Annotated in this window: 17 protein-coding genes and 1 pseudogene; 8 read left to right on the forward strand and 10 right to left on the reverse strand. The window is 42.5% G+C overall.

Annotated elements, in window-relative coordinates:
* Position 1: 1 nt before the first annotated feature.
* The 3 genes from lpxK to kdsB are packed head-to-tail and all read left to right on the forward strand — an operon-like array spanning position 2 to position 1921.
* A complete protein-coding gene (gene lpxK, locus AAFM34_RS11475) occupies positions 2-1009 on the forward strand; it encodes a tetraacyldisaccharide 4'-kinase (RefSeq protein WP_341662952.1) in 1008 nt (335 codons plus the stop codon).
* A complete protein-coding gene (locus AAFM34_RS11480) occupies positions 990-1169 on the forward strand; it encodes a Trm112 family protein (RefSeq protein WP_006075338.1) in 180 nt (59 codons plus the stop codon). Before lpxK ends, AAFM34_RS11480 begins: the two co-directional genes overlap by 20 nt.
* Positions 1169-1921, forward strand: a complete 753-nt coding sequence (kdsB, locus tag AAFM34_RS11485; RefSeq protein ID WP_341662959.1) for a 3-deoxy-manno-octulosonate cytidylyltransferase — start codon at positions 1169-1171, stop codon at positions 1919-1921. Before AAFM34_RS11480 ends, kdsB begins: the two co-directional genes overlap by 1 nt.
* A 90-nt stretch (positions 1922-2011) precedes the next feature.
* Here the strand turns inward: kdsB and AAFM34_RS11490 are convergent, their stop codons facing one another.
* The 6 genes from AAFM34_RS11490 to pflA all read right to left on the reverse strand — a co-directional run bounded on the left by AAFM34_RS11490 (position 2012) and on the right by pflA (position 9270).
* Complete coding sequence (locus tag AAFM34_RS11490) at positions 2012-3550, reverse strand: SpoVR family protein (protein WP_341662961.1); 1539 nt, start codon at positions 3548-3550, stop codon at positions 2012-2014.
* 10 nt (positions 3551-3560) lie between these two features.
* Entirely contained in the window at positions 3561-4829 is a 1269-nt protein-coding gene (locus AAFM34_RS11495; RefSeq protein WP_341662963.1) for a YeaH/YhbH family protein, read from the reverse strand.
* Positions 4830-4958: 129 nt separating this feature from the next.
* A complete protein-coding gene (locus tag AAFM34_RS11500; RefSeq protein WP_341662965.1) occupies positions 4959-6893 on the reverse strand; it encodes a PrkA family serine protein kinase in 1935 nt (644 codons plus the stop codon).
* 281 nt (positions 6894-7174) lie between these two features.
* Positions 7175-7672: a YfbU family protein gene (locus AAFM34_RS11505; RefSeq protein ID WP_341662967.1), complete on the reverse strand. Its 498-nt coding sequence runs from the start codon at positions 7670-7672 to the stop codon at positions 7175-7177.
* A 124-nt stretch (positions 7673-7796) separates the two neighbouring features.
* Entirely contained in the window at positions 7797-8462 is a 666-nt protein-coding gene (locus AAFM34_RS11510) for an energy-coupling factor ABC transporter permease (RefSeq protein ID WP_341662969.1), read from the reverse strand.
* Between the two features lie 67 nt (positions 8463-8529).
* A complete protein-coding gene (gene pflA / locus AAFM34_RS11515; RefSeq protein WP_341662971.1) occupies positions 8530-9270 on the reverse strand; it encodes a pyruvate formate lyase 1-activating protein in 741 nt (246 codons plus the stop codon).
* A gap of 226 nt (positions 9271-9496) precedes the next feature.
* Here pflA and AAFM34_RS11520 point away from each other — a divergent pair, with 226 nt between their 5' ends.
* The gene (locus AAFM34_RS11520; protein WP_341662973.1) at positions 9497-11377 is read left to right on the forward strand and encodes a methyl-accepting chemotaxis protein; all 1881 of its coding nucleotides are present in this window, start codon (positions 9497-9499) and stop codon (positions 11375-11377) included.
* On the opposite strand, the gene AAFM34_RS11525 is transcribed toward AAFM34_RS11520, so the two are convergent.
* The 3 genes from AAFM34_RS11525 to AAFM34_RS11535 form a co-directional block, all read right to left on the reverse strand.
* Complete coding sequence (locus AAFM34_RS11525; protein WP_341662989.1) at positions 11374-12375, reverse strand: lipid A deacylase LpxR family protein; 1002 nt, start codon at positions 12373-12375, stop codon at positions 11374-11376. The genes AAFM34_RS11520 and AAFM34_RS11525 overlap by 4 nt on opposite strands.
* A gap of 187 nt (positions 12376-12562) precedes the next feature.
* Positions 12563-14839, reverse strand: a complete 2277-nt coding sequence (pflB, locus tag AAFM34_RS11530; RefSeq protein ID WP_341662975.1) for a formate C-acetyltransferase — start codon at positions 14837-14839, stop codon at positions 12563-12565.
* Between the two features lie 282 nt (positions 14840-15121).
* Positions 15122-16669: a DUF3360 family protein gene (locus AAFM34_RS11535; RefSeq protein ID WP_341662977.1), complete on the reverse strand. Its 1548-nt coding sequence runs from the start codon at positions 16667-16669 to the stop codon at positions 15122-15124.
* A gap of 616 nt (positions 16670-17285) precedes the next feature.
* Between AAFM34_RS11535 and AAFM34_RS11540 the strand changes: the two genes are divergently transcribed.
* The 4 genes from AAFM34_RS11540 (at position 17286) to AAFM34_RS11555 (ending at position 20427) form a co-directional block, all read left to right on the forward strand.
* On the forward strand, positions 17286-18056 hold the full coding sequence (locus AAFM34_RS11540) for an ABC transporter ATP-binding protein (RefSeq protein WP_341662980.1): 771 nt from the start codon (positions 17286-17288) through the stop codon (positions 18054-18056).
* Between the two features lie 64 nt (positions 18057-18120).
* A complete protein-coding gene (locus AAFM34_RS11545) occupies positions 18121-18891 on the forward strand; it encodes an ABC transporter substrate-binding protein (protein ID WP_341662983.1) in 771 nt (256 codons plus the stop codon).
* A 114-nt stretch (positions 18892-19005) separates the two neighbouring features.
* Positions 19006-19746 (forward strand): ABC transporter permease, encoded by a 741-nt coding sequence (locus AAFM34_RS11550; protein ID WP_341662985.1) that lies wholly within the window; start codon positions 19006-19008, stop codon positions 19744-19746.
* Between the two features lie 3 nt (positions 19747-19749).
* A complete protein-coding gene (locus AAFM34_RS11555; RefSeq protein WP_341662987.1) occupies positions 19750-20427 on the forward strand; it encodes an ABC transporter permease in 678 nt (225 codons plus the stop codon).
* A gap of 47 nt (positions 20428-20474) precedes the next feature.
* Here AAFM34_RS11555 and AAFM34_RS11560 read toward each other — a convergent pair.
* Positions 20475-20948: pseudogene (locus AAFM34_RS11560) on the reverse strand (transporter); the annotation flags it as partial.
* Positions 20949-21000 lie beyond the last annotated feature (52 nt).

Genomic DNA, 21000 nt, shown 5'->3' on the forward strand with positions numbered 1-21000 from the left:
CATGATTCAAAAAATCTGGTTTGGTAGATCACCCCTTTTTTATATAGTGTGGCCATTACTTTGGCCACTTAGTCGCCTTTTTGGCTTTTTTAGCCGCAGGCGGCGCAATGACTTCTTATCCGGGAAAAGAGCCAGTTACCGAGCGCCTATTCCAGTAATTGTTGTTGGGAACATTACGGTTGGTGGAAATGGCAAAACGCCTGTTGTCATTTGGCTGATTGAGCAGCTTCAAGCTCAAGGGTATAAACCAGGTGTCGTTTCACGCGGTTATGGTGCAAAGGCACCTCATTATCCCTTAGTAGTTGAAGGACAGACCTCGACTAAAGATTGTGGAGATGAACCTAAGCTCATCTTTCAGCGAACAGGAGCTCCAGTTGCGGTTTCTCCCAAACGCAGTGATGCAGTAAAAGCACTTCTATCTCTAGGTGTAGACATTGTTGTTACAGATGATGGCCTGCAACACTACGCTCTAGAGCGCGATATTGAGTTGGTGGTGGTAGATGGGCACCGCCGCTTTGGTAATCGCCATCTTATGCCTCTGGGGCCTCTACGAGAGTCGACTTCTCGACTATCAGAAGTCAACTTTATCGTAGCTAATGGTGGTGAAGCAAAAGCTGGTGAAATGATGATGAGCTTAACACCCAGCCTAGCGGTTAATTTGAAAACTAACTTCAAGGCACCTGTCAGTCAATTAGAGTCACTTGTTGCTATCGCGGGTATTGGTCATCCCCCCCGCTTTTTTGATACGTTAAAAAGCTTAGGTGCCCAGCCAGTGTTAACCCAAGGGTTTTCTGATCATCAAGACTTCGATCCCTGTGAGCTAAAAACTTTAGCATCTCAAGGACAGCATCTCATAATGACAGAAAAAGATGCGGTCAAGTGTGGTGATTATGCTGAAGAAAATTGGTGGTATCTCCCTGTAACGGCTACATTCTGTCACCAAGATGAAGCGCGTATTATAAGTAAAATTAAAGAGGTTAAGGAACAGTATGGATCATCGACTGCTTGAGATAGTTGCATGTCCAGTTTGCAAAGGAAAACTGACATTCGATAAAGATAAACAAGAATTGATTTGTAAGTTAGATCGCTTGGCTTATCCGATAAAAGAAGGTATTCCGGTTTTATTGGAACCAGAAGCGCGCCAAATGAGTATGGAAGAGGGAAGGTAATGGCCTTTACAGTCATCATTCCTGCTAGGTACGACTCCTCACGCTTACCTGGTAAGCCGCTTGCTGATATCGCTGGAAAACCAATGATCCAGTGGGTGTATGAACAGGCAATTCAGTCTGGAGCAGAGACGGTTATTGTTGCGACTGACGATAAACGAGTAGAAACGGCAGTTAAAGCGTTTGGTGGGTTAGTATGTATGACGTCATCTGACCATCAATCAGGGACAGAGCGTTTAGCTGAAGTGATTCAAACAATGGGTATAGATGACAATCAAGTGATTGTTAATGTGCAGGGTGATGAGCCTTTGATCCCACCAGTGACTATTGCTCAAGTCGCGAATAATTTGGCGAATAGTCAGGCTCCGATGGCAACGTTAGCGGTGGAAATATCCCATCAGGATGAGATTTTTAACCCCAATTCGGTCAAAGTAGTTACAGATAGTGAAGGCTATGCGCTCTATTTTAGTCGCGCTACCATCCCTTGGGATCGTGATAACTTTGCAAATGCTGATAAGGCGATAGTTCAGCCATTAATGAGGCATATTGGTATTTATGCTTATCGAGCTGGTTTTATCAATACCTATATTAATTGGCAGCCAACAGCGTTAGAGAAAATTGAAAGCCTAGAGCAGCTTAGAGTGCTTTGGTATGGTGAGAAAATTCACGTGGAGATTGCTAAGCAGGTTCCACCAGCTGGTGTAGATACACCAGAAGACCTAGAAGTTGTTCGCCGAATAGTGAAAACGATCTAGCTTTATTTATCTACGTGCATTGCGTGATAAGATAATGAAAAAAGGGAGCGCATTGTAAATGTGCTCCCTTTTTATTAGATTTTAAAGAGTTTATATTTGTCCATCATATTCATTTCTTTTTGGGCAAGTCGTAAGAATTTCTCTTCGTCCTGACTCTTTAACTTCTTCCAGAATCACATCAAAACCCCATAAGCGATATAGATGCTTAAGGACTTCTTCATAGCTCTCATCGAGAGGGATCCGATCATGCGGTACATATTGGAGGGTAAGCGATCTATCTCCCCGAACATCGACGTTAAAGACTTGAATATTAGGCTCAAGACTACTTAGGTTATATTGTCCTGCGAGCTTCTCTCTAATATCTCTATAGCCTAAGTCATTGTGTATCGCTGTGACTTCGATATAGTTTTTCCTGTCATCATCAGTGATTGCGAACAACTTGAACTCTCGCATCAACTTAGGTGATAAATACTGGCTAATAAAGCTTTCATCTTTGAAGTTTTTCATCGCAAAGTGTACGGCTTCAAGCCAGTCTGTATCTACCAGTTCAGGGAACCACTCTCTATCTTCGTCAGTGGGTTCTTCACAAATCCGTCGTATATCGCGGAACATTGCAAAGCCGAGAGCGTAAGGGTTAATGCCGCTGAAATACGGGCTATTATAGGCGGGCTGTGCAACCACACTGGTGTGGCTATGAAGGAACTCTAATATGAAGCGATCTGTTACTAATCCTTCATCATATAAATGATTAAGAATAGTGTAATGCCAGAATGTTGCCCAGCCTTCATTCATGACCTGAGTTTGTTTTTGTGGGTAAAAGTATTGACTAATTTTACGCACAATGCGGACAATTTCTCTCTGCCATGACTCCAAAAGCGGTGCATGCTTTTCGATAAAATAGAGGATATTTTCTTGTGGCTCTGAGGGGAAGCGTACCTTGGATTCCTCTTGTTCTACCTTACCTTTAGGTACAGTACGCCAAAGATCGTTTACTTGAGATTGTAGGTAAGTCTCACGTTCTTCTTGGCGCATTTTCTCTTCCGCGATAGAAATCTTCTCGGGGCGTTTGTAGCGGTCTACTCCGAAGTTCATCAGTGCATGGCAAGAGTCCAGCAACTCTTCGACTTCTTTAACCCCGTACTTTTGCTCGCATTCTGCAATATAGTTTTTAGCAAACAGAAGGTAATCGATAATTGAACTCGCGTCTGTCCAGGTTTGAAATAAGTAGTTACCTTTAAAGAAGGAGTTATGTCCATAACATGCATGAGCCATTACAAGTGCTTGCATGGTCACGGTATTTTCTTCCATCAAATAGGCGATACAAGGATCTGAGTTAATCACGATTTCGTAGGCTAACCCCATTTGCCCATGTTTGTATCCTTGTTCTGTTTGAATGAATTTTTTACCGAATGACCAGTGATTATAATTAATTGGCATGCCGATGCTTGAATAGGCATCCATCATTTGCTCTGAAGTGATGACCTCAATTTGATTCGGATAGGTATCTAAATGGTAGTGGTCTGCAACACGCTTAATTTCCACATGATATCGGTCAAGTATATCAAAGGTCCAATCTGGGCCGTCTGGCAGAGTTTTCTTCTTAGTCGCTTTTTTGGTTTTCGTTGCCATCATAACCTCCCTAAGCCGTTTCTTTTCTGAAAAGCTCTCGGAATACGGGGAAAATATCCTCTACGCTTCGAATATTTTTCATTGCAAAGTTATCGAAAGCATCTTCCAGTTTTTCATATTCATGCCACAAAGTCTGATGAGAGCGGCGAGTAATTTCTATGTAAGAGTAGTATTGGCAGTTAGGTAATAAGTTTTTGGTGAGTAATTCGCGGCATCTTGGCGAATCATCTGCCCAGTTATCGCCATCTGACGCTTGCGCCGCATAAATGTTCCATTCACCGACAGGGTAGCGGTCTGCGACAATTTCTTTCATCAATTTCAGTGCACTAGACACTATGGTGCCACCAGTTTCTTGTGAATAGAAAAACTCATGCTCATCCACTTCTTTTGCTTGAGTATGGTGGCGAATGAATACTACTTCGACGTTTTCATAAGTCCTTGTTAAGAACAGGTAGAGTAGGACATAAAAGCGTTTGGCAATATCTTTGGTAGCTTGGTCCATAGAGCCAGAAACATCCATCAAGCAGAACATAACTGCTTGACTCGAAGGGATAGGTCTACGCTCATAGTTTTTAAATCTCAGATCAAAGGTGTCAATGAAGGGAACCGTATCGATGCGCTTGCGAAGATCCTTGATTTCTTTTTTGAGTCTTTTTTCCTCAAGTAGTTGGGCTGGTTCGCTCATCTTAACTTGGTCTAGTTCTTCCTCAAGTTCTCTAAGCATACGTTTTTTGCCAGCCGTCATTGCCGTTCGGCGCGCAAGAGACTGCTGCAGCGATTTCACAATCGCTATATTTGCAGGCACCCCCGCAGTTTGATAACCCGCTCTATGAGTTTTCCACTCTGTGATCTTGTTGATCTGGTTTTTTTCTAAGTTTGGTAATTCGAGGTCTTCGAATAAAATATCTAGATATTCATCTTTGGATATTTGGAATACAAATTCGTCTTGGCCTTCACCATCTGGGCTAGCGTCGCCCTCACCTGAACCACCTTGACCTCCCCCTTTAGGGCGCTCTATTTTATCTCCAGTTATGAATTGGTCGTTACCGGGATGAACACGTTCTTTTACGCCCCCTTTACCTTGATGAAAAATAGGTTCTTTGATGTCTTTGTGAGGAATTGCAACGTCTTCGCCAGTTTCAGTATTAGTAATTGAGCGGCGGTTGACGGCGTCTGCAACAGATTCTTTGATTTGTTCTTTATGACGACGCAAAAATCGTTGGCGGTTTACCGCGCTTTTATTTTTGCCGTTCAGTCGTCGGTCAATAAATTGCGCCATGAGTCATCCCTCGTATCTTACACACTCATAATGAGAGTATGTTCTCATCCAATACACAGCCAGATGTTAAGTCTGGCTGCTAATTCATTGGCCGTATTCCTCTCTTAAAGAGGAAACGCTTCCTAGCCATCAAGACGATTTGCGTACTCGTAAGTACCATTCTGACAATAGGCGAACCTGTTTTTCGGTATAGCCTTTCTCCATCATACGAGCCACGAAGTCATCATGTTTCTTCTGATCTTCAGAAGATGTTTTGGCATTAAAGGAAATAACGGGCAGCAGTTCCTCTGTATTTGAGAACATTTTCTTCTCAATAACCGTACGGAGTTTTTCGTAGCTGGTCCAAACAGGGTTCTGTCCGTTGTTGCTTGCGCGCGCTCTAAGTACAAAGTTAACGATCTCATTACGGAAATCTTTAGGATTGCTGATACCTGCGGTTTTTTCGATTTTTTCTAGTTCGTTGTTAAGAGCGGATCGATCAAATAGCTGACCTGTTTCTGGATCGCGATACTCTTGATCTTGGATCCAGAAGTCCGCGTAAGTGACATACCTGTCAAATATGTTTTGCCCGTATTCTGAATAAGATTCCAAGTAGGCCGTTTGAATTTCTTTGCCAATAAACTCAACGTATCTTGGCACCAAATACCCTTTAAGAAATTCTAAGTACTTCTCGGCAGTTTCTTGTGGGAATTGCTCACGTTCAATTTGCTGCTCAATAACATAGAAGAGATGCACAGGGTTTGCAGCAACTTCAGTTTGGTCGAAGTTGAAAACGCGAGAAAGAATTTTGAACGCAAAGCGCGTTGACAGACCGGACATACCTTCGTCTACGCCAGCGAAGTCTCGATACTCTTGATAGCTTTTTGCTTTAGGATCCGTATCTTTCAATGTTTCTCCATCATAAACGCGCATTTTGGAGAAGATGGAAGAGTTCTCTGGATCTTTGAGTCTAGAAAGAATGCTGAATTGAGATAGCAACTCTAGAGTACTTGGAGAACATGGAGCTTTAGCAAGTTCTGAGTGATCGAGCAGTTTCTGATAGATTTTGATCTCTTCAGAAACTCGAAGACAATAAGGGACTTTAACTATGTATACGCGGTCCAAGAAAGCTTCATTGTTCTTGTTGTTACGGAATGTTTGCCACTCAGATTCATTGGAGTGGGCAAGGATCATACCGTCGAACGGAAGTGCTGATAGGCCTTCTGTACCGTTATAGTTACCTTCTTGTGTCGCAGTAAGTAGAGGGTGAAGCACTTTAATTGGCGCTTTAAACATTTCCACAAACTCCATCAAGCCTTGGTTAGCTCGGCAGAGTGCACCTGAGTAGCTATAGGCGTCTGGATCATCTTGTGAGTAATGCTCTAATTGACGGATATCGACTTTGCCAACAAGCGATGAAATATCTTGGTTATTTTCATCTCCAGGTTCGGTTTTTGCGATAGCAACTTGGTCTAAAATGGATGGTCTTACTTTGACCACCTTAAACTTGGTGATATCGCCACCAAATTCATGAAGTCTCTTAGCCGCCCAAGGCGACATGATTGAGCGAAGATAGCGCTTTTCAATATCGTATTCACGTTTTAGTAGATCTCCATCTTCAGTGACATCAAATAGGCAGAATGGATGATCATTAACAGGGCTTCGTTCTCCATTTGCAGAGAGTACATAAATTGGCACTTGCTGCATGAGTGCTTTTAGCTTTTCTGCTAGTGATGATTTACCACCACCGACTGGACCAAGCAGATAAATAATCTGCTTGCGTTCTTCAAGACCTTGAGCAGCATGCTTGAGGTAAGATACAATTTGCTCTATTGCTTCTTCCATGCCATAAAAATCTTTAAATGTTTCGTACCGAGAAATCACTCGGTTAGAGAAAATTCTGCTTAGGCAAGGGTCTTGTGCTGTATCAATTAATTCTGGTTCCCCAATAGCCATCAGTAGACGCTCTGCTGCATTAGCGTAAGCACTTTTATCATCTTTACAAAGCGCCAAGAAATCTTGCAAAGATAACTCTTCATCCTTGGCTGCTTCATAGCGTGATTGGTAATGGTCGAAAATACTCATAATGACTTCCCCTCTGAACCTGCCTTTACAGACAATCAACCCGCATAGAAAAAAACAAATCCCTTCATAGTAAAGATTAGTTGGTTTTTAGAATTTTGCTTAAAAAATATGTATTTATTTGCAAATTGTGATGTTTGACCACTTGCTTAAAGTGAGGTTATTAAGATGTGGCAAAATCCGTCTTATGGTAAAGAACTGATTGATGAATTTGTTAGTTTTTGAAATTGTTTGAAAGTGGGCTTGTAGAGATGGAGAGCTGCCGAGCGGCAGCGCTCAGTAATTTAGGCATTTAGTATTTGTTTAATTTCATTATCACACAAGTGATACTGGCGTGGACATGTCCGCCACACTTCTAACATCCGATGATATTTGTCTAACATTGGCATCTGAGCGTTAAATTGATGAGTTTGATCAAAGCTTGGATACGCACCTTCTGAAGAAATTAGAAAGCGAACATAGTGAACGTACTGTGATTCGGTAGCCATATCAAACCCAAGGAAGGTAAGACGCCTTGGTTCAATCTTGTTTTGGGCTTCTAGTGCTAGCCCCTTGTATGACTCTTGCATCGCGTGGAACATTTCCATCACATCGATAGTTTTTCTACATTCTAGCTCGTCGAGAGCACCGAAGTTCTTGTCTAGCTCGCGCATATGAAGAGCGTAGCCTCGCTCTACTATATTCTTGAGCCGAGAATATTTGGCTTTGTTATCTGGGTCTAGCTGTGACATCAACTGGTATTGGTTTGACAGAATCAAACGCTGAGCATTGGTCATTTCCATAATCTTTCCTTCAAAGTCTGATAAATTTTGCACTACGTTCAGCTTATCGATTAGGTAATGATATAAATATGATCTCAACACATGTTTTCTATCAAAAAGTAGGGAATTTATGGCGTTCTACAGGCTACTTATCTCGGTAATGATTGTAGATATAATCTCGGTCGGAAAATACACGCAGCCACTCTGGCTTAAAGACGACTAAAATGGCTACTGTCATACCATTTAGGAGGCCTTCAGGAAATGCAAGTAAGGGAAGAAATATTAGATAATTATCTGATATGGTTGCCCAGTCGTAAGCTCCAATAGATAGCAGATAAATTGCATTCATTAAAAGATGTAGGCTGCCCGTGAAGGCTCCGTTAAAGAAGCCGGCTACAAAAATAAACACAAAAATATTTCTTGGTAGATATGAGTAGCTAAGCAAGAAAATACTGTAGCTGATCATTACGGGTAAAAAGCATGATAAAACAATATAGCTGGGTAACTTATAAGGTTCAATTTGACCGAAAAAACTGAGTGATATTGCAATCACAATGGTGAGGCCACAAGCGCTTCGCCAGCCATACATAAGGGTTAAAGAAGTGAGTGCTAAAAAATGAATGGTTAGATTGTCTTTTACACTGGCTTGGGTTGACCATAAGAGACCTAAAAGCACAATAGCGCCACATGTAATATGCTGGAAACTCAATTCAAGACGCAGCTTAGGTATTAAGTTTAAGGAAATATCTTCCCAAACCCATTTAATAGAGAGCAGAATAATTGTTAGGAAGCACAGCTCTGATAGTTGCAAACTAATTCAGTTAGAATACCAGTCCAGATAGGGCTGGTATTGTTGATGAAATAGCAGTGTTTGGGAATCAGTATTTTACGTTAGAGTGATATTGTTCAATAACTGAGACTATATTATCCATAGTTTGCTTAGATGGCGGTTCCACATCTTCAAGAGGGTATTCTAAGCCTAAAGCCTCCCATTTATGTGCGCCCAACTTATGGTACGGCAGTAACTCCACTTTTTCTACGTTGTCCATATCTTGGATAAACCTTCCCAGAAGATGAGCATCCTCTTCGCTATCAGTGTAGCCAGGTACGACAACATAACGGATCCATGTCTTTTGTCCAATTTTTTGCAGGTATCGAGCGAAATCTAGCGTACGTTTATTTGAGACACCAATAAAATCATGATGTACATCATCATTGATATGTTTTAGATCTAGCATTACTAGATCCGTTGCTTCGAGTACGTCATCAATTACTTGGCTATGCTTACGAATATAGCCGTTAGTATCTAGGCAAGTGTGAATACCTTCTGCCTTAGCAGCACGAAAAAAATCTCGCACAAATTCCGGTTGCAGCATGGCTTCTCCACCAGAGCAGGTAACTCCACCACCAGACGCATTCATAAAATGGCGATAACTCTTTGCTTCGTTGATTGTTTCTTCAACAGTTATTTCTTTACCTGTGTGAGTATCCCAAGTATCTCTATTGTGACAATACATACATCGCATTAAGCATCCTTGCATAAACACGATAAAACGAATTCCGGGTCCGTCGACTGTTCCACAAGATTCGAAAGAATGGATACGACCAATCGTTGACATAGATACTTCTCTAGCGAATTATTTTTCGTTATTTTATTACAAAAAGTAGGGTTAATATAGGTTTTTGGGGGGATAAAGCTAAGTTTATAGTAGCCAATAAAAAAAGCGCCACATAGACTAAAATATAGTTAAAGAAAATATCACTCAATGTGCGATTTTATAACTATTTGTATACAAGTAGGCTAGGCAAGTTTGGAATACATCAACTGATGTAAAAGGATGTTCTATGAATATACTTGCGCTTTCTCAGAAACAAAAAGTCACCTTGTTTCTAATGGTGCTAACTATAGGTTTTATTACGCTAGCGGTGTTTACTTCTTCTCGACTGACTTATATGAGTGAGCAGTATCATCGTAGTGGTGATATATCGTCTGGGTCGATTTCGATATACCAAACTCAAAGCAAAATTCTTACTTTGAGTAGTGAGTTAGATAATTTGCAAGGCTCTCAAGTAGCAAAAGCGAAAGAGGACATCTCTGATATCGTTGCTGCCGTTAACAACGACTTGTCCTTCTTAAATACTCTAGATTTGAAGAGCTATGCTACTGAATTAGCAACGAGTATTGGTGATTTTGAGGCCGCAGTAAGCCCTTGGTTAGGGCTCAAGCAGGAGTTGGGGTTCAATATCGAAGAAGGGAAATTAGGAGAACTTAAGCAACTCGCCACTACCATTGAACAGAAAATTGCAGAGACGGGCATGGTGACGCTCAATTCAGATTTTCAGGCGATGGTAAAATCCCAGCAAAACTATTTGCTTCAACCTAATGAGAAAAATCTTAAGCTGTTTAATCGCGCCATGGGCGCATTTGAAAGCATGTCCAATGTGTATGCGATGCTGGATCTCTACGAAAAAGAAATCGAACAGTATAAAGCTACCTTTAAAAGAGTAAGTGAGCTTTCAAAACAACTGGGTAGTGTTGAGCAGCAGCTTATTTCTACAAAAATGCAGCTTAAAACCATTATTGCTGCTGCTACTGGTGAGCTTGGTACCATCAGTGCTCAGTATCAATCTTCAGCGGAAAACTCTTCAGGTCAAACGATATGGTCAATTATGGTGGCGTGTATTGTATTGGCAGTGTTCACCATATCGATCTTTATCATGCAAAGTAGCTCGCTTTCTCGTTCGTTAGCCAAGACTCGAGAGATTTTGCATAATTTGTCAGAAGGGGACTTATCTAAGCGTATGGCCTTGACTAAAAACCCCAACGATGAGTTTAATCGACTGGCATCGAGCATAAATGAAACATGTGAGAACTTGGGTGAACTCGTATCGGGGGTGCAAGCGAACAGTGAAGCTCTATCGGGGAATGCGGCCGAATTGAATAAAGGTTTAGATCTATTAGCACACCATCAATCAGAAGTACTAGGGCAAACCGAGCTTCTGGCCTCTGCGACCGAAGAGGTCAGTGCCACCACCCAAGAAGTCTCAGGATCTTTGGAGCTGGTGGCTGAAATTAGCCATAGTTCCACTCAGTCTGCAGAGAATGGAGCACGTATTATAGAAGCTGCAATTGGGTCTTTAGAAGAAGTGGGTAGCATACTAACTTCTGCTGCGGGGCATATTCAGCAACTAGAGGAAGCATCGTCCAAAGTTGACTCTGTTATGGACATTATTAACGGTATTGCCGAGCAAACTAACTTACTTGCATTGAATGCAGCGATAGAAGCAGCCAGGGCTGGTGAGCAAGGACGTGGCTTTGCTGTTGTTGCTGATGAAGTACGCAGCCTTGCGGTGAGAACAGTGGATGCAGTCGCTGAAATTTCTGAGACCATAGACACAATGAAGAAAGAGAGTGCCGAGGTCATTCAATATATAGGTCGTTCGGAAACTTCGATGAAAACAGGGCAAGAAAAAGGACATGAGGCCATGCAGGCGATGCGTACGATTACGGAAAAAGCGGATGATGCCTCTCATCAGACTGATGTGATTTTTGCTTCAATTAAGGAGTTAGTGACGACCAGTCAGTCAATGGCTGATAGCATGACTCAAATCTCTAGTGCGATGAAAGAGTTGGAACAAAATAATGAGCAGTTACGTTCTGTTAGTCAAGTCGTTGAGGAGAGGGCTGGCAGCCTAAACAGTGACTGCCAGAAATTTACAATTTAGAAAAAAGCATACAGTGATAAGCTGCCCGAGCTGTAGACAGATTTATCTGCTTCTTCATAATCTGGTGTTTTTACAGTGGCAGTGGCAGTGGCACCAAAATGGTCGTTATACCAAGCTATTCCAGCAACAGCCGTCGCTTGGTCTTCTTTTAGTATGACATCATAAATATTAGTGTTATGTCCATTTAGGTTTGCATAGGTATCTACACCGGGACGAGAACCTTCAATAGTAGCATCATTAAATCTGTACCTTGCTTCAATACCACCATACACGAACCATCCTGACTTTGAAGCGCCTAGCATGCTAGCACGGAACGGATTTTCATTATCTATGTTCGCTGCTCCCATGCTGCCAGCGAGATCTGCTCCCCAGCGAAACATCAATCCCGTTGATATATCACTACGAAAGTTGCCCAAATTGACCTCTGAAACACTAGATACTTCCCAGTCTGTATTAGCTATTGCGTTATCTCGCCATAGGTTAATATGAGTCAAATACCCTACACTGCCGACGTACCCTTCATCAACCTGATAAACCCATCCTCTGGGCTCATCCGATCCTACAATGCCATGAACGATGTCTTGAGACTCTTCTGCTAATGAATCTTCACCCGTAGCTCCTATGGTGAGATTAAATCTTTGGGCTTGCTGCGGATGTAAGCTGATATAGTTAAACTCGCCGTGAAAGTATCCGGCATAAGGCCGGTCATTGATTTGTGGTGTTGTGGCCTCTATATCGGAAGGGGTATACATCTTGTGGCCAATGAGAAATTCTAATTTATCTAATGATGTACCGCCCCAGTATGACAGGCTAAGAGGGCTGAAAATAGCATAAGGCGTAATCGCCCCTGTGGAATAGGTCAGAAATAGCCCACTAGTATAATCTTTGTCCACACCGAAGATGCCATCATTATCGATAGTAAATGCTAACGTAGATTTTTCCGATGCAAGGCAGAGAGATGAAATCAGCAGGAGAGGGATAAAAAGAATGCTTTTGATTTTCATTGGCTTGCTCATAATTTAATAAGAGTCTTGATAGTACAGGATAGCCTGGATTAATCGATGATTGGGATAGACATTTGTGCAACGTGTCTCTTATTTGCTAAAGAGATCAAGGAAGTGGGGATAATTTGATTGAGTAAAAAAGCCCCGAAATGGGGCTTTAAGTCATAGGATTAGCAAGTTTTTACAAAGACTCGGTAAACGTTCTTGCTATGACATCTTGCTGTTGCTCAGCTGTTAGAGAATTAAAACGAACGGCATAGCCTGATACGCGGATCGTCAGTTGCGGATATTTCTCTGGGTGTTTCACCGCATCTTCAAGAGTGTCTCTGTTCAAAACATTAACATTGAGGTGCTGACCGCCTTCAATCCCTGCTTCATGGTGAAAATAACCATCCATAAGACCGGCCAAGTTTGCTCTTTGTGACCCCTCTTCTTTACCCAAAGCATTGGGTACGATTGAGAAAGTATATGAAATGCCATCTTTTGCATGAGCAAAAGGCAATTTGCCCACAGACGTTAAGGAAGCAACCGCACCTTTCTCGTCTCTACCATGCATAGGGTTGGCTCCGGGAGCAAATGGTGCACCTGCACGGCGTCCATCTGGTGTATTACCTGTCTTTTTACCGTATACGACATTAGAGGTAATCGTCAGGATAGACTGAGTTGGGATAGCATTGCGGTAAGTTTTTAGTGAGCGAATTTTGTTCATAAACACTTCGACTAATTCACAGGCAATGTCATCAACGCGCGCATCGTTGTTACCAAATTTCGGATAGTCTCCTTCGATTTCGAAGTCAATGGCAATGCCATCTTCATCTCGAACGGGTTTTACATTGGCGTATTTGATAGCTGATAAAGAGTCTGCCGCCACAGATAATCCTGCGATACCACAAGCCATAGTACGGCGAACATCTCTGTCATGAAGGGCCATAAGGGCGGCTTCATAGCTGTACTTGTCATGCATGAAATGAATGCTATTTAGCGCTGTAACGTATTGCTTAGCGAGCCAGTCCATAAACAGGTCTAGTTTTTCCCAAATACTGTCAAAGTTAAGAACTTCGTCTGTCATCTTAGGCATCTCTGGACCAACTTGGATCTTAAGTTTTTCATCGACACCACCATTGATCACATACAGTAGAGTCTTTGCAAGGTTGGCACGGGCACCAAAGAATTGCATGTGTTTACCAATCACCATAGGTGACACACAACAAGCAATAGCATAGTCATCTGAGTCAAAGTCTGGGCGCATCAGGTCATCGTTCTCGTACTGAATAGAAGACGTATCGATAGAAACCTTGGCACAGAATCGTTTAAATCCGTCAGGTAATTGCTCAGACCAAAGTACGGTAATATTTGGCTCAGGTGATGGACCCATAGTATATAAACTATTGAGGAATCGAAAGTTAGTCCGGGTTACAAGTGTACGACCATCTAGCCCCATACCACCCATAGACTCTGTTGCCCAGATAGGGTCGCCAGAGAAAAGATCATCATATTCAGGTGTACGAAGGAAACGCACCATGCGTAACTTCATGACAAAGTGATCAATCATCTCCTGAGCTTTGATTTCATCAATCTTGCCCGCAGCAATGTCACGTTCAATGTAGATATCTAGGAAGGTAGAGGTACGGCCCAGAGACATAGCCGCGCCGTTTTGTGACTTAACCGCAGCTAAGTAACCAAAGTAAGTCCATTGAATCGCTTCTTGGGCTGTTTCTGCCGGACGAGAGATATCAAAGCCATAAGACTCCGCCATCACTTTCATTTGGCTAAGGGCACGATGCTGCTCTGCGATTTCTTCGCGAAGTTGCATCGTCATTTGTACATCATCACCGTTTTCGAAGCGCTCTTGCAGCGAAGCAAACTGGGCCAATTTATCTTTCATTAGGTAGTCGATACCGTAAAGTGCGACGCGGCGATAGTCACCGATAATGCGTCCTCGACCATAAGCATCAGGAAGACCAGTAAGTACGCCTGATTTTCGACATTTTAAGATGTCAGGAGTATATATATCGAAAACACCTGCGTTATGTGTCTTACGGTATTCAGTAAATATCTTTTTAACTTGAGGATCGAGTTCGCGATCGTAAGCCTTGCACGAGCCTTCCACCATGCGAATACCGCCATTAGGAATGATGGCGCGTTTTAGGGGGGCTTCAGTTTGTAGGCCAACAATGGTCTCTAAGTCCTTGTTGATGTAGCCAGCTTGATGTGAAGTAATGGTTGAAATGACGGAGGTATCAAAGTCGACAGGTGCATGGGTTGCGTTTTCCTGCTTGATTCCTTCCATGACTTTGGACCATAAGGCGTTTGTGGCCTCTGTCCCTTCCGATACTAGAAAAGATTCGTCGCCTTCATAAGGTGTATAGTTGTTTTGAATGAAACTACGAACGTTGACTTCATTTTGCCAATCACCTTCAGCAAAACCTTCCCAAGCTTTAGCAAATTGCTCTGCCATGACATACCTACCTTATTAATTTAAACGAGCACTATCTGGCCGTTGAGCCAACCAGAGTTCTAATACAAGAACGACACTCTATTTTTGAATAACAATATGTATAGTGGGCTAAAGTTTTCCAGATCCAGTCTCACCATAGATATTGCTACTCGTGAATGTTTTCTGCCTTCGAGATCTACAATAATTTAAAATAAACTGCAAACCTTAAACTAAATCAATAAACGATAAACTTTTTAAATAAAAATTAGGGCAACAATTATGTTGCCCTGAGCAGAAGGTGGGTTATAGCCAAGCCTGAATACCATACTGACCTTCAAGCATGCCTACTGCGAGCATGGCGGCTAAGCAGATAACCAATACGCCGACTGGAATAATGATTTTATCGACAAAGGATAAACGCATTGCTCGCTCTTTATCGCCAATTAGGCCATTGTTATCGAGAAGCATAGTCAGTGCCCACGCTAAAACAGGGTTGACAATCGCAGAGCCAAAGATACAAATTCCTGCAGCTTGTGAGTCTTTGCAGTCTTTGACCATCTGCATGCCTGCCTCTAAAAGTGGAAGAGATACACCAACTAACAGAGCGACGCGCATAACAGGGGGCCATACTGCAATATCCATTGGAAACCCGAGGATAGCGATAAGCATCACAAGTAGACCAAGAAGAATTGAGCCTGCGGGGATTGGGCGTTTGGCAATGGCAGCAGGGATCATATAGGTTCCCCAAGATGAAGTAATGTTACCACCGCCTATCGCTGTGCCGACCATTTGACGAACCGAACACATGGTCATAGTGTCATCAACATCCATGAGTACTTTTTCGGTTTTCTTAGGGTAATTTAATTCTTGGAAAATTCGATGACCAAGGAAATCAGGTGACCACATGGCGACAGCTAAAATTGCAAAAGGCAAGGATGCAATAAAGTGCTCGGCGTTTGGCAGGCCAAGCATCCACCCTTCTTCTGTATTGCCCCACCAATAAGCTGGGTTTAGATTAGGCAGGCCCGGTTCAGTAACAAACTCTATGTCAAAACCAGCCCCAAATGTTAGCGCAACGGCTAAGCCAGTGAAGGCGCAAACAGGTATCGCGAGCCATCGTTTGTTAAGTTTTGCTAATAACGCGTATAAAGAAATAGTAATGCCTAGCACTACTAAGCCTACATAACCCATACTGCCAGCGGCAATAGATGGAGATTGAAGTCCCACTGCCCAATCTTGGATGGCGTTAATCTGGCTCATGGTACCGGTTAGACCGAGAAAAATAAGTAAGCCCCCCGCTGTTCCTTCCGAAGTTAGGTTGACCAATTTAGAACCACCCTTGAAGAAACTGAGCAGTAGGCCAAATACACCGATTAAAATGGCTAAGGCTAGAGGGTGGGCACCGGCGAGAGCAATGGTTCCAATCAGTGGGATCATAGGACCATGATTGCCTGCCAAGTTTGCTTTGGGATTCATTATTCCTGAAGCCAATATGCAGAATAAAAACGCTGGAATAAGCATCTCAACTCGCGAGACCTCGATGGCAAAATCTTTGCCTAAGTTAACGTGGTCCCAAGCAGCGGTGAGTCCTTCAGCCCAAGACATCATTACCGCTGAATACATGGCGATAATACCCAATGTTCCTGCTAGAGCGGGCACAAGGTCTTCAAGTTCAAACCTGAAATCTCGCAAGGGTAAGTTCAAGCCGAAACGTCGGGGTTTCATTATTTGTAGCTCGTGGTCTAAGTAGTCTGAGCGACACTTGAACTGAGAGGCTGGACGGTGGAGATCACGATAGCTTTTATCTTCGATATCCGAATCAGAATGCGATGTTTTGACTGCGTCTGACATAGATTCCTCATATTTAGCATAGAGAGTATTTGTAGTTAAGGGAGCGTAATGTGTGAATTCACAAGCACACTTAACTGATTTTCTGAGGCCACAAAAAATTGCTGGCCCACAACAGAGAAAGACTTATCTCTTATTGAGAATTTTATCTTTTGCGTGAGTGTAAACCGCAACACTGAGAGGGAGATTGATTTAGATCACCTTATAAATAGATATGAAAGTTAACTACATCGCACATGGTTTAGGGAATTAAGAACTGAAAAATGAAAGTGACTTTCAAACTGATGAGAACCGTTGAGCAACCAATTGTGCAACGCATTTCTCTATTGATTAAATTGTTGAGATGGTTCCGGTTTTTTTACAAAAATGTTAATTTCCATTGCCCGCCCATGGTTCTGGTGTTTTTTTCTTTTATGCAAATAATGGCTTTTTAGTAAGGTTTTTTTTGCATTTTAATCTATAAGATTGGATTATCAATTCATTTTTTGATGGTTAATGATTTGTTGCATGTTAAGCGGTGCGGTGCTAGTTTGTAGCGAGATAAGGCTCGAACTTAGCCTTTTCAGTGCCAAGCTTCTTTGTTTGGATAAGCGATAATAAAACAGGGAGTAATGAGCGCATGAATGATGCAGCCGCGCTAAATATAAAGGAACTGCATAAAACATTTGGCCACAATGAGGTGCTAAAGGGAATTTCTCTTCAAGCTCACAAAGGTGACGTGATTTCCATCATTGGTTCATCTGGTTCAGGCAAAAGCACTTTCCTAAGGTGTATAAATCTTTTAGAAACGCCAACTCAAGGAGAAATTTGGGTTAATGGAGAGTTGATCCAAATGAAAACCAATCGCCAAGGTGAAACCGCTCCTTCGAATGAAAAACAAGTACAGCGTATACGTTCCCGATTGGCTATGGTGTTCCAAGGCTTTAACCTTTGGTCTCATATGACGGTGCTTGAAAATGTTATTGAAGCACCTGTTCACGTACTTGGTGTTCCTAAAGCTCAAGCTAGAGAGAATGCTGAGCTACTTCTGAAAAAAGTCGGCCTTTATGAGAGGAAAGATTATTACCCAGGTCACCTCTCAGGAGGCCAGCAACAGCGAGCAGCAATAGCCAGAGCACTTGCCGTTGATCCCGAAGTGATGTTGTTTGATGAACCCACGTCAGCGCTTGATCCGGAGCTAGTTGGTGAAGTGCTTGGTGTAATGCGAGATCTTGCTGAAGAAGGCAGGACAATGCTAGTTGTAACGCACGAAATGGCATTTGCACGCGATGTTTCTAACCACGTCATGTTCTTACATCAAGGTCTAGTGGAAGAGCAGGGTGAGCCTGCTAAGCTCTTCACTAACCCAGATTCAGAGCGTTTACAGCAATTTATCTCATCTATCTATTGAGTCTGTTGTCATTTTTGCAACAGATTCTGCAAATATTAAGAAATCATAATTAAAGGAGTATGAAATGAAAAAGTGGTTAGTAGTGGCGGCTTTGGCTGCGACCGCAGTGACAGGGCTTGTTCAAGCGAAAGATTGGAAGACGGTTCGCTTTGGGATTGAAGGGGCTTACCCTCCATTTAGCTGGACAGAAGCGGATGGCTCTTTGAAAGGCTTTGATGTTGATATGGCTAATGCTCTATGTAAAGAAATGGAAGTGAAATGTAAAATTGTTGCCCAAGATTGGGATGGCATTATTCCATCACTATTAGCCCGTAAATATGATGCAATCATTGCCGCCATGTCGATTACAGAAGAGCGAAAGAAGAAAGTAGATTTTACAGGAAAATACGCTCTTATCCCGAATAAATTTATTGCCAAAAAAGGGGCTAATCTAGATTTTGATAAATTAGATGGGCAAAAAATTGCAGTACAAAGAGCGACTACTCATGATAAGTATCTAACTGATAATTATGGTGATAAAGTAGAAATTGTCCGTTACGGCTCATTTGATGAAGCTTATCTTGACTTAGCGAATGGTCGAGTTGTTGCTGTTTTAGGTGATGCTTCTGCTCTTGAGGAAGGTGTACTAAACAAAGCGGGTGGTGATGCGTACGAGTTTGTTGGGCCTTCACTGACAGATCCTAAATGGTTTGGCGAAGGTTTTGGTATTGCAGTACGTAAACAAGACAAAGATTTGACTGAAAAGTTAGATGAAGCGATTGCATCACTTCGTGAAAAAGGTGAATACCAAAAGATTGCTGCTAAGTACTTCGACTACGATGTGTACGGGCAGTAATCTTGTCTAAAAGGTCCGCTGATGTGCTTTCTGGGGGAGGTCAGCGGTCTTTTTCATTTCAACTGTTATTTAGATTAACTAACGATTTAAACCCCAGAGCTTAGGAACTTACCTATGTTGGATTTACAAGGATACGAAGCCTCTATATTGAAAGGGGCCATAGTGACTATTGAAGTCGCGCTGCTCTCTTTGTTGCTTGCGATGGTGCTAGGGATGTTGGGGGCTTTGGCAAAGATGGCACCTTATCGCTGGGCGAGAGCGATTGCGACGTTATACACCACTGTTATTCGCGGTATCCCTGATCTTGTATTAATGATGTTAATATTCTTCGGTGGGCAAATATTACTCAACAATAGTTTGTATTCAATCAACGAATGGCTAAATGAATGGTGTAGTGCAAGTGACCCTAGTCATGAGTGGACCTCATATTTACCCGACTATATCGACGTAAGCCCATTTATAGCTGGTGTTCTTACCATTGGGTTTATTTTCGGCGCCTATATGGCGGAAACGTTTCGTGGTGCCATCATGGCGGTCGATAGAGGGGAATTGGAAGCTGCTAAAGCATATGGTATGAGTTCGGCACTCGCCTTTCGTCGTATTTTGTTACCACAAATGATTCGTCATGCTTTACCTGGTTTTGGAAACAACTGGTTGGTACTTCTTAAAACTACAGCACTTGTCTCGATTATTGGGTTGGAAGACATGGTTCGTATGAGTTCACTAGCTGCTGGTTCAACAAAAATGCCATTTACCTTTTACATGACAGTTGCTGTCATCTTCCTATTTTTTACCAGTGTCTCGACGGGGTTACTCAAACTTGTTGAACATAAATTCAGTATCCACGCGAGGTAGTTGATGGATTTTTCACTGATCATCGAAAGTTTACCAATTTATCTCGGGGGACTGTGGACCACGACTTGGCTGGTGGCTGCTTCTCTTATTATTGGTCTATTTGTTGCGATCCCATTAGGCATCGCTCGTAATAGTACTCACTACTTGTTCAAAGGGCCAAGTTGGGCTTTTATCTACTTTTTTCGTGGCACTCCACTTTTAGTTCAGCTTTATCTCATTTATTACGGTATGGATCAGTTTTTTCCTGTCAAAGATACTCTTTGGGAAAATGCATGGTTCTGTGCTCTTGTGGCTTTTGTCCTCAATACTTCTGCATATACCGCAGAAATAATTCGAGGTGCGATAAACGGGCTACCTAAAGAGGAAGTGGAAGCGGCAAAAGCATATGGAATGAGTACGCTAATGACGTATCGTCGCATCATTCTACCCAGTGCCTTGCGCCGTGCTCTGCCAGCATACAGTAACGAAGTGATCTTTATGCTTCATGGCAGTGCAGTTGCTGGTATTGTGACCATAGTGGATTTGACCGGAGCGGCTCGCCTTGTTAATTCTCGCTACTACGCCCCTTTTGAGTCGTTTCTGACTGCTGGCCTTTTCTATATGTGTCTGACCTTTATTATTATTTGGTGCTTTAAACAGGCTGAAAAGCGATTTCTCGCCTATTTAAGGCCGCTTAGCTAAATATAAAACAAAGCTTCCGGTTGGAAGCTTTTTTTGGGTCTGAAACTTCAGCTCAGTATAATCAGTACGGTACCAGCTAATGTCATTAATATATTCGCAATCGCATAGGTGCCGGCGTAGCCAAGTGCCGGAATAGTCGACTTTGTATAATCGTTTACTATGTCCATGGCTGGGGCGCAGGTTCGAGCCCCTATGATAGCGCCAAACAGCAGTGCTCTGTTCATCTTTAATATATAAGCGCCCACGAGGTAAGCAAGAGCTACCGGAACAACGCTGACCAAGAACGAAAGGCCAATCACTTGTGGGCCAAATTCGGCAAGGTGTTCAAACATTTTCCCGCCTGCACTCAAGCCTATTCCCACCATAAAGAACATTAGGCCTAAATCTTTGACCATGTTTAAGGCACCTTGAGGCACGTAACCAAAAGTTGGGTGGTTAGCTCGTAAGAAGCCTAACGAAATTCCTGAGAGTAGGAGACCTACAGCATTGCCTAAACCAAACGATACCTGACCAAAAGTCAGTAAGCTGGCGGTGAGCCCCATTTAACTGAAAGCTGGCACCGACTAAAAATAG

The sequence above is a fragment of the Vibrio sp. genome (assembly GCF_038138445.1).
Taxonomy (GTDB): domain Bacteria; phylum Pseudomonadota; class Gammaproteobacteria; order Enterobacterales; family Vibrionaceae; genus Vibrio.

What these genes read in the sequence shown, in the direction of transcription:
- lpxK (WP_341662952.1), top strand. Translation starts at nt 2, where the DNA reads ATGATTCAAAAAATCTGGTTTGGTAGATCACCCCTTTTTTATATAGTG.
- AAFM34_RS11480 (WP_006075338.1), top strand. Translation starts at nt 990, where the DNA reads ATGGATCATCGACTGCTTGAGATAGTTGCATGTCCAGTTTGCAAAGGA.
- kdsB (WP_341662959.1), top strand. Translation starts at nt 1,169, where the DNA reads ATGGCCTTTACAGTCATCATTCCTGCTAGGTACGACTCCTCACGCTTA.
- AAFM34_RS11490 (WP_341662961.1), bottom strand. Translation starts at nt 3,550, where the DNA reads ATGGCAACGAAAACCAAAAAAGCGACTAAGAAGAAAACTCTGCCAGAC.
- AAFM34_RS11495 (WP_341662963.1), bottom strand. Translation starts at nt 4,829, where the DNA reads ATGGCGCAATTTATTGACCGACGACTGAACGGCAAAAATAAAAGCGCG.
- AAFM34_RS11500 (WP_341662965.1), bottom strand. Translation starts at nt 6,893, where the DNA reads ATGAGTATTTTCGACCATTACCAATCACGCTATGAAGCAGCCAAGGAT.
- AAFM34_RS11505 (WP_341662967.1), bottom strand. Translation starts at nt 7,672, where the DNA reads ATGGAAATGACCAATGCTCAGCGTTTGATTCTGTCAAACCAATACCAG.
- pflA (WP_341662971.1), bottom strand. Translation starts at nt 9,270, where the DNA reads ATGTCAACGATTGGTCGTATCCATTCTTTCGAATCTTGTGGAACAGTC.
- AAFM34_RS11520 (WP_341662973.1), top strand. Translation starts at nt 9,497, where the DNA reads ATGAATATACTTGCGCTTTCTCAGAAACAAAAAGTCACCTTGTTTCTA.
- pflB (WP_341662975.1), bottom strand. Translation starts at nt 14,839, where the DNA reads ATGGCAGAGCAATTTGCTAAAGCTTGGGAAGGTTTTGCTGAAGGTGAT.
- AAFM34_RS11535 (WP_341662977.1), bottom strand. Translation starts at nt 16,669, where the DNA reads ATGTCAGACGCAGTCAAAACATCGCATTCTGATTCGGATATCGAAGAT.
- AAFM34_RS11540 (WP_341662980.1), top strand. Translation starts at nt 17,286, where the DNA reads ATGAATGATGCAGCCGCGCTAAATATAAAGGAACTGCATAAAACATTT.
- AAFM34_RS11545 (WP_341662983.1), top strand. Translation starts at nt 18,121, where the DNA reads ATGAAAAAGTGGTTAGTAGTGGCGGCTTTGGCTGCGACCGCAGTGACA.
- AAFM34_RS11550 (WP_341662985.1), top strand. Translation starts at nt 19,006, where the DNA reads ATGTTGGATTTACAAGGATACGAAGCCTCTATATTGAAAGGGGCCATA.
- AAFM34_RS11555 (WP_341662987.1), top strand. Translation starts at nt 19,750, where the DNA reads ATGGATTTTTCACTGATCATCGAAAGTTTACCAATTTATCTCGGGGGA.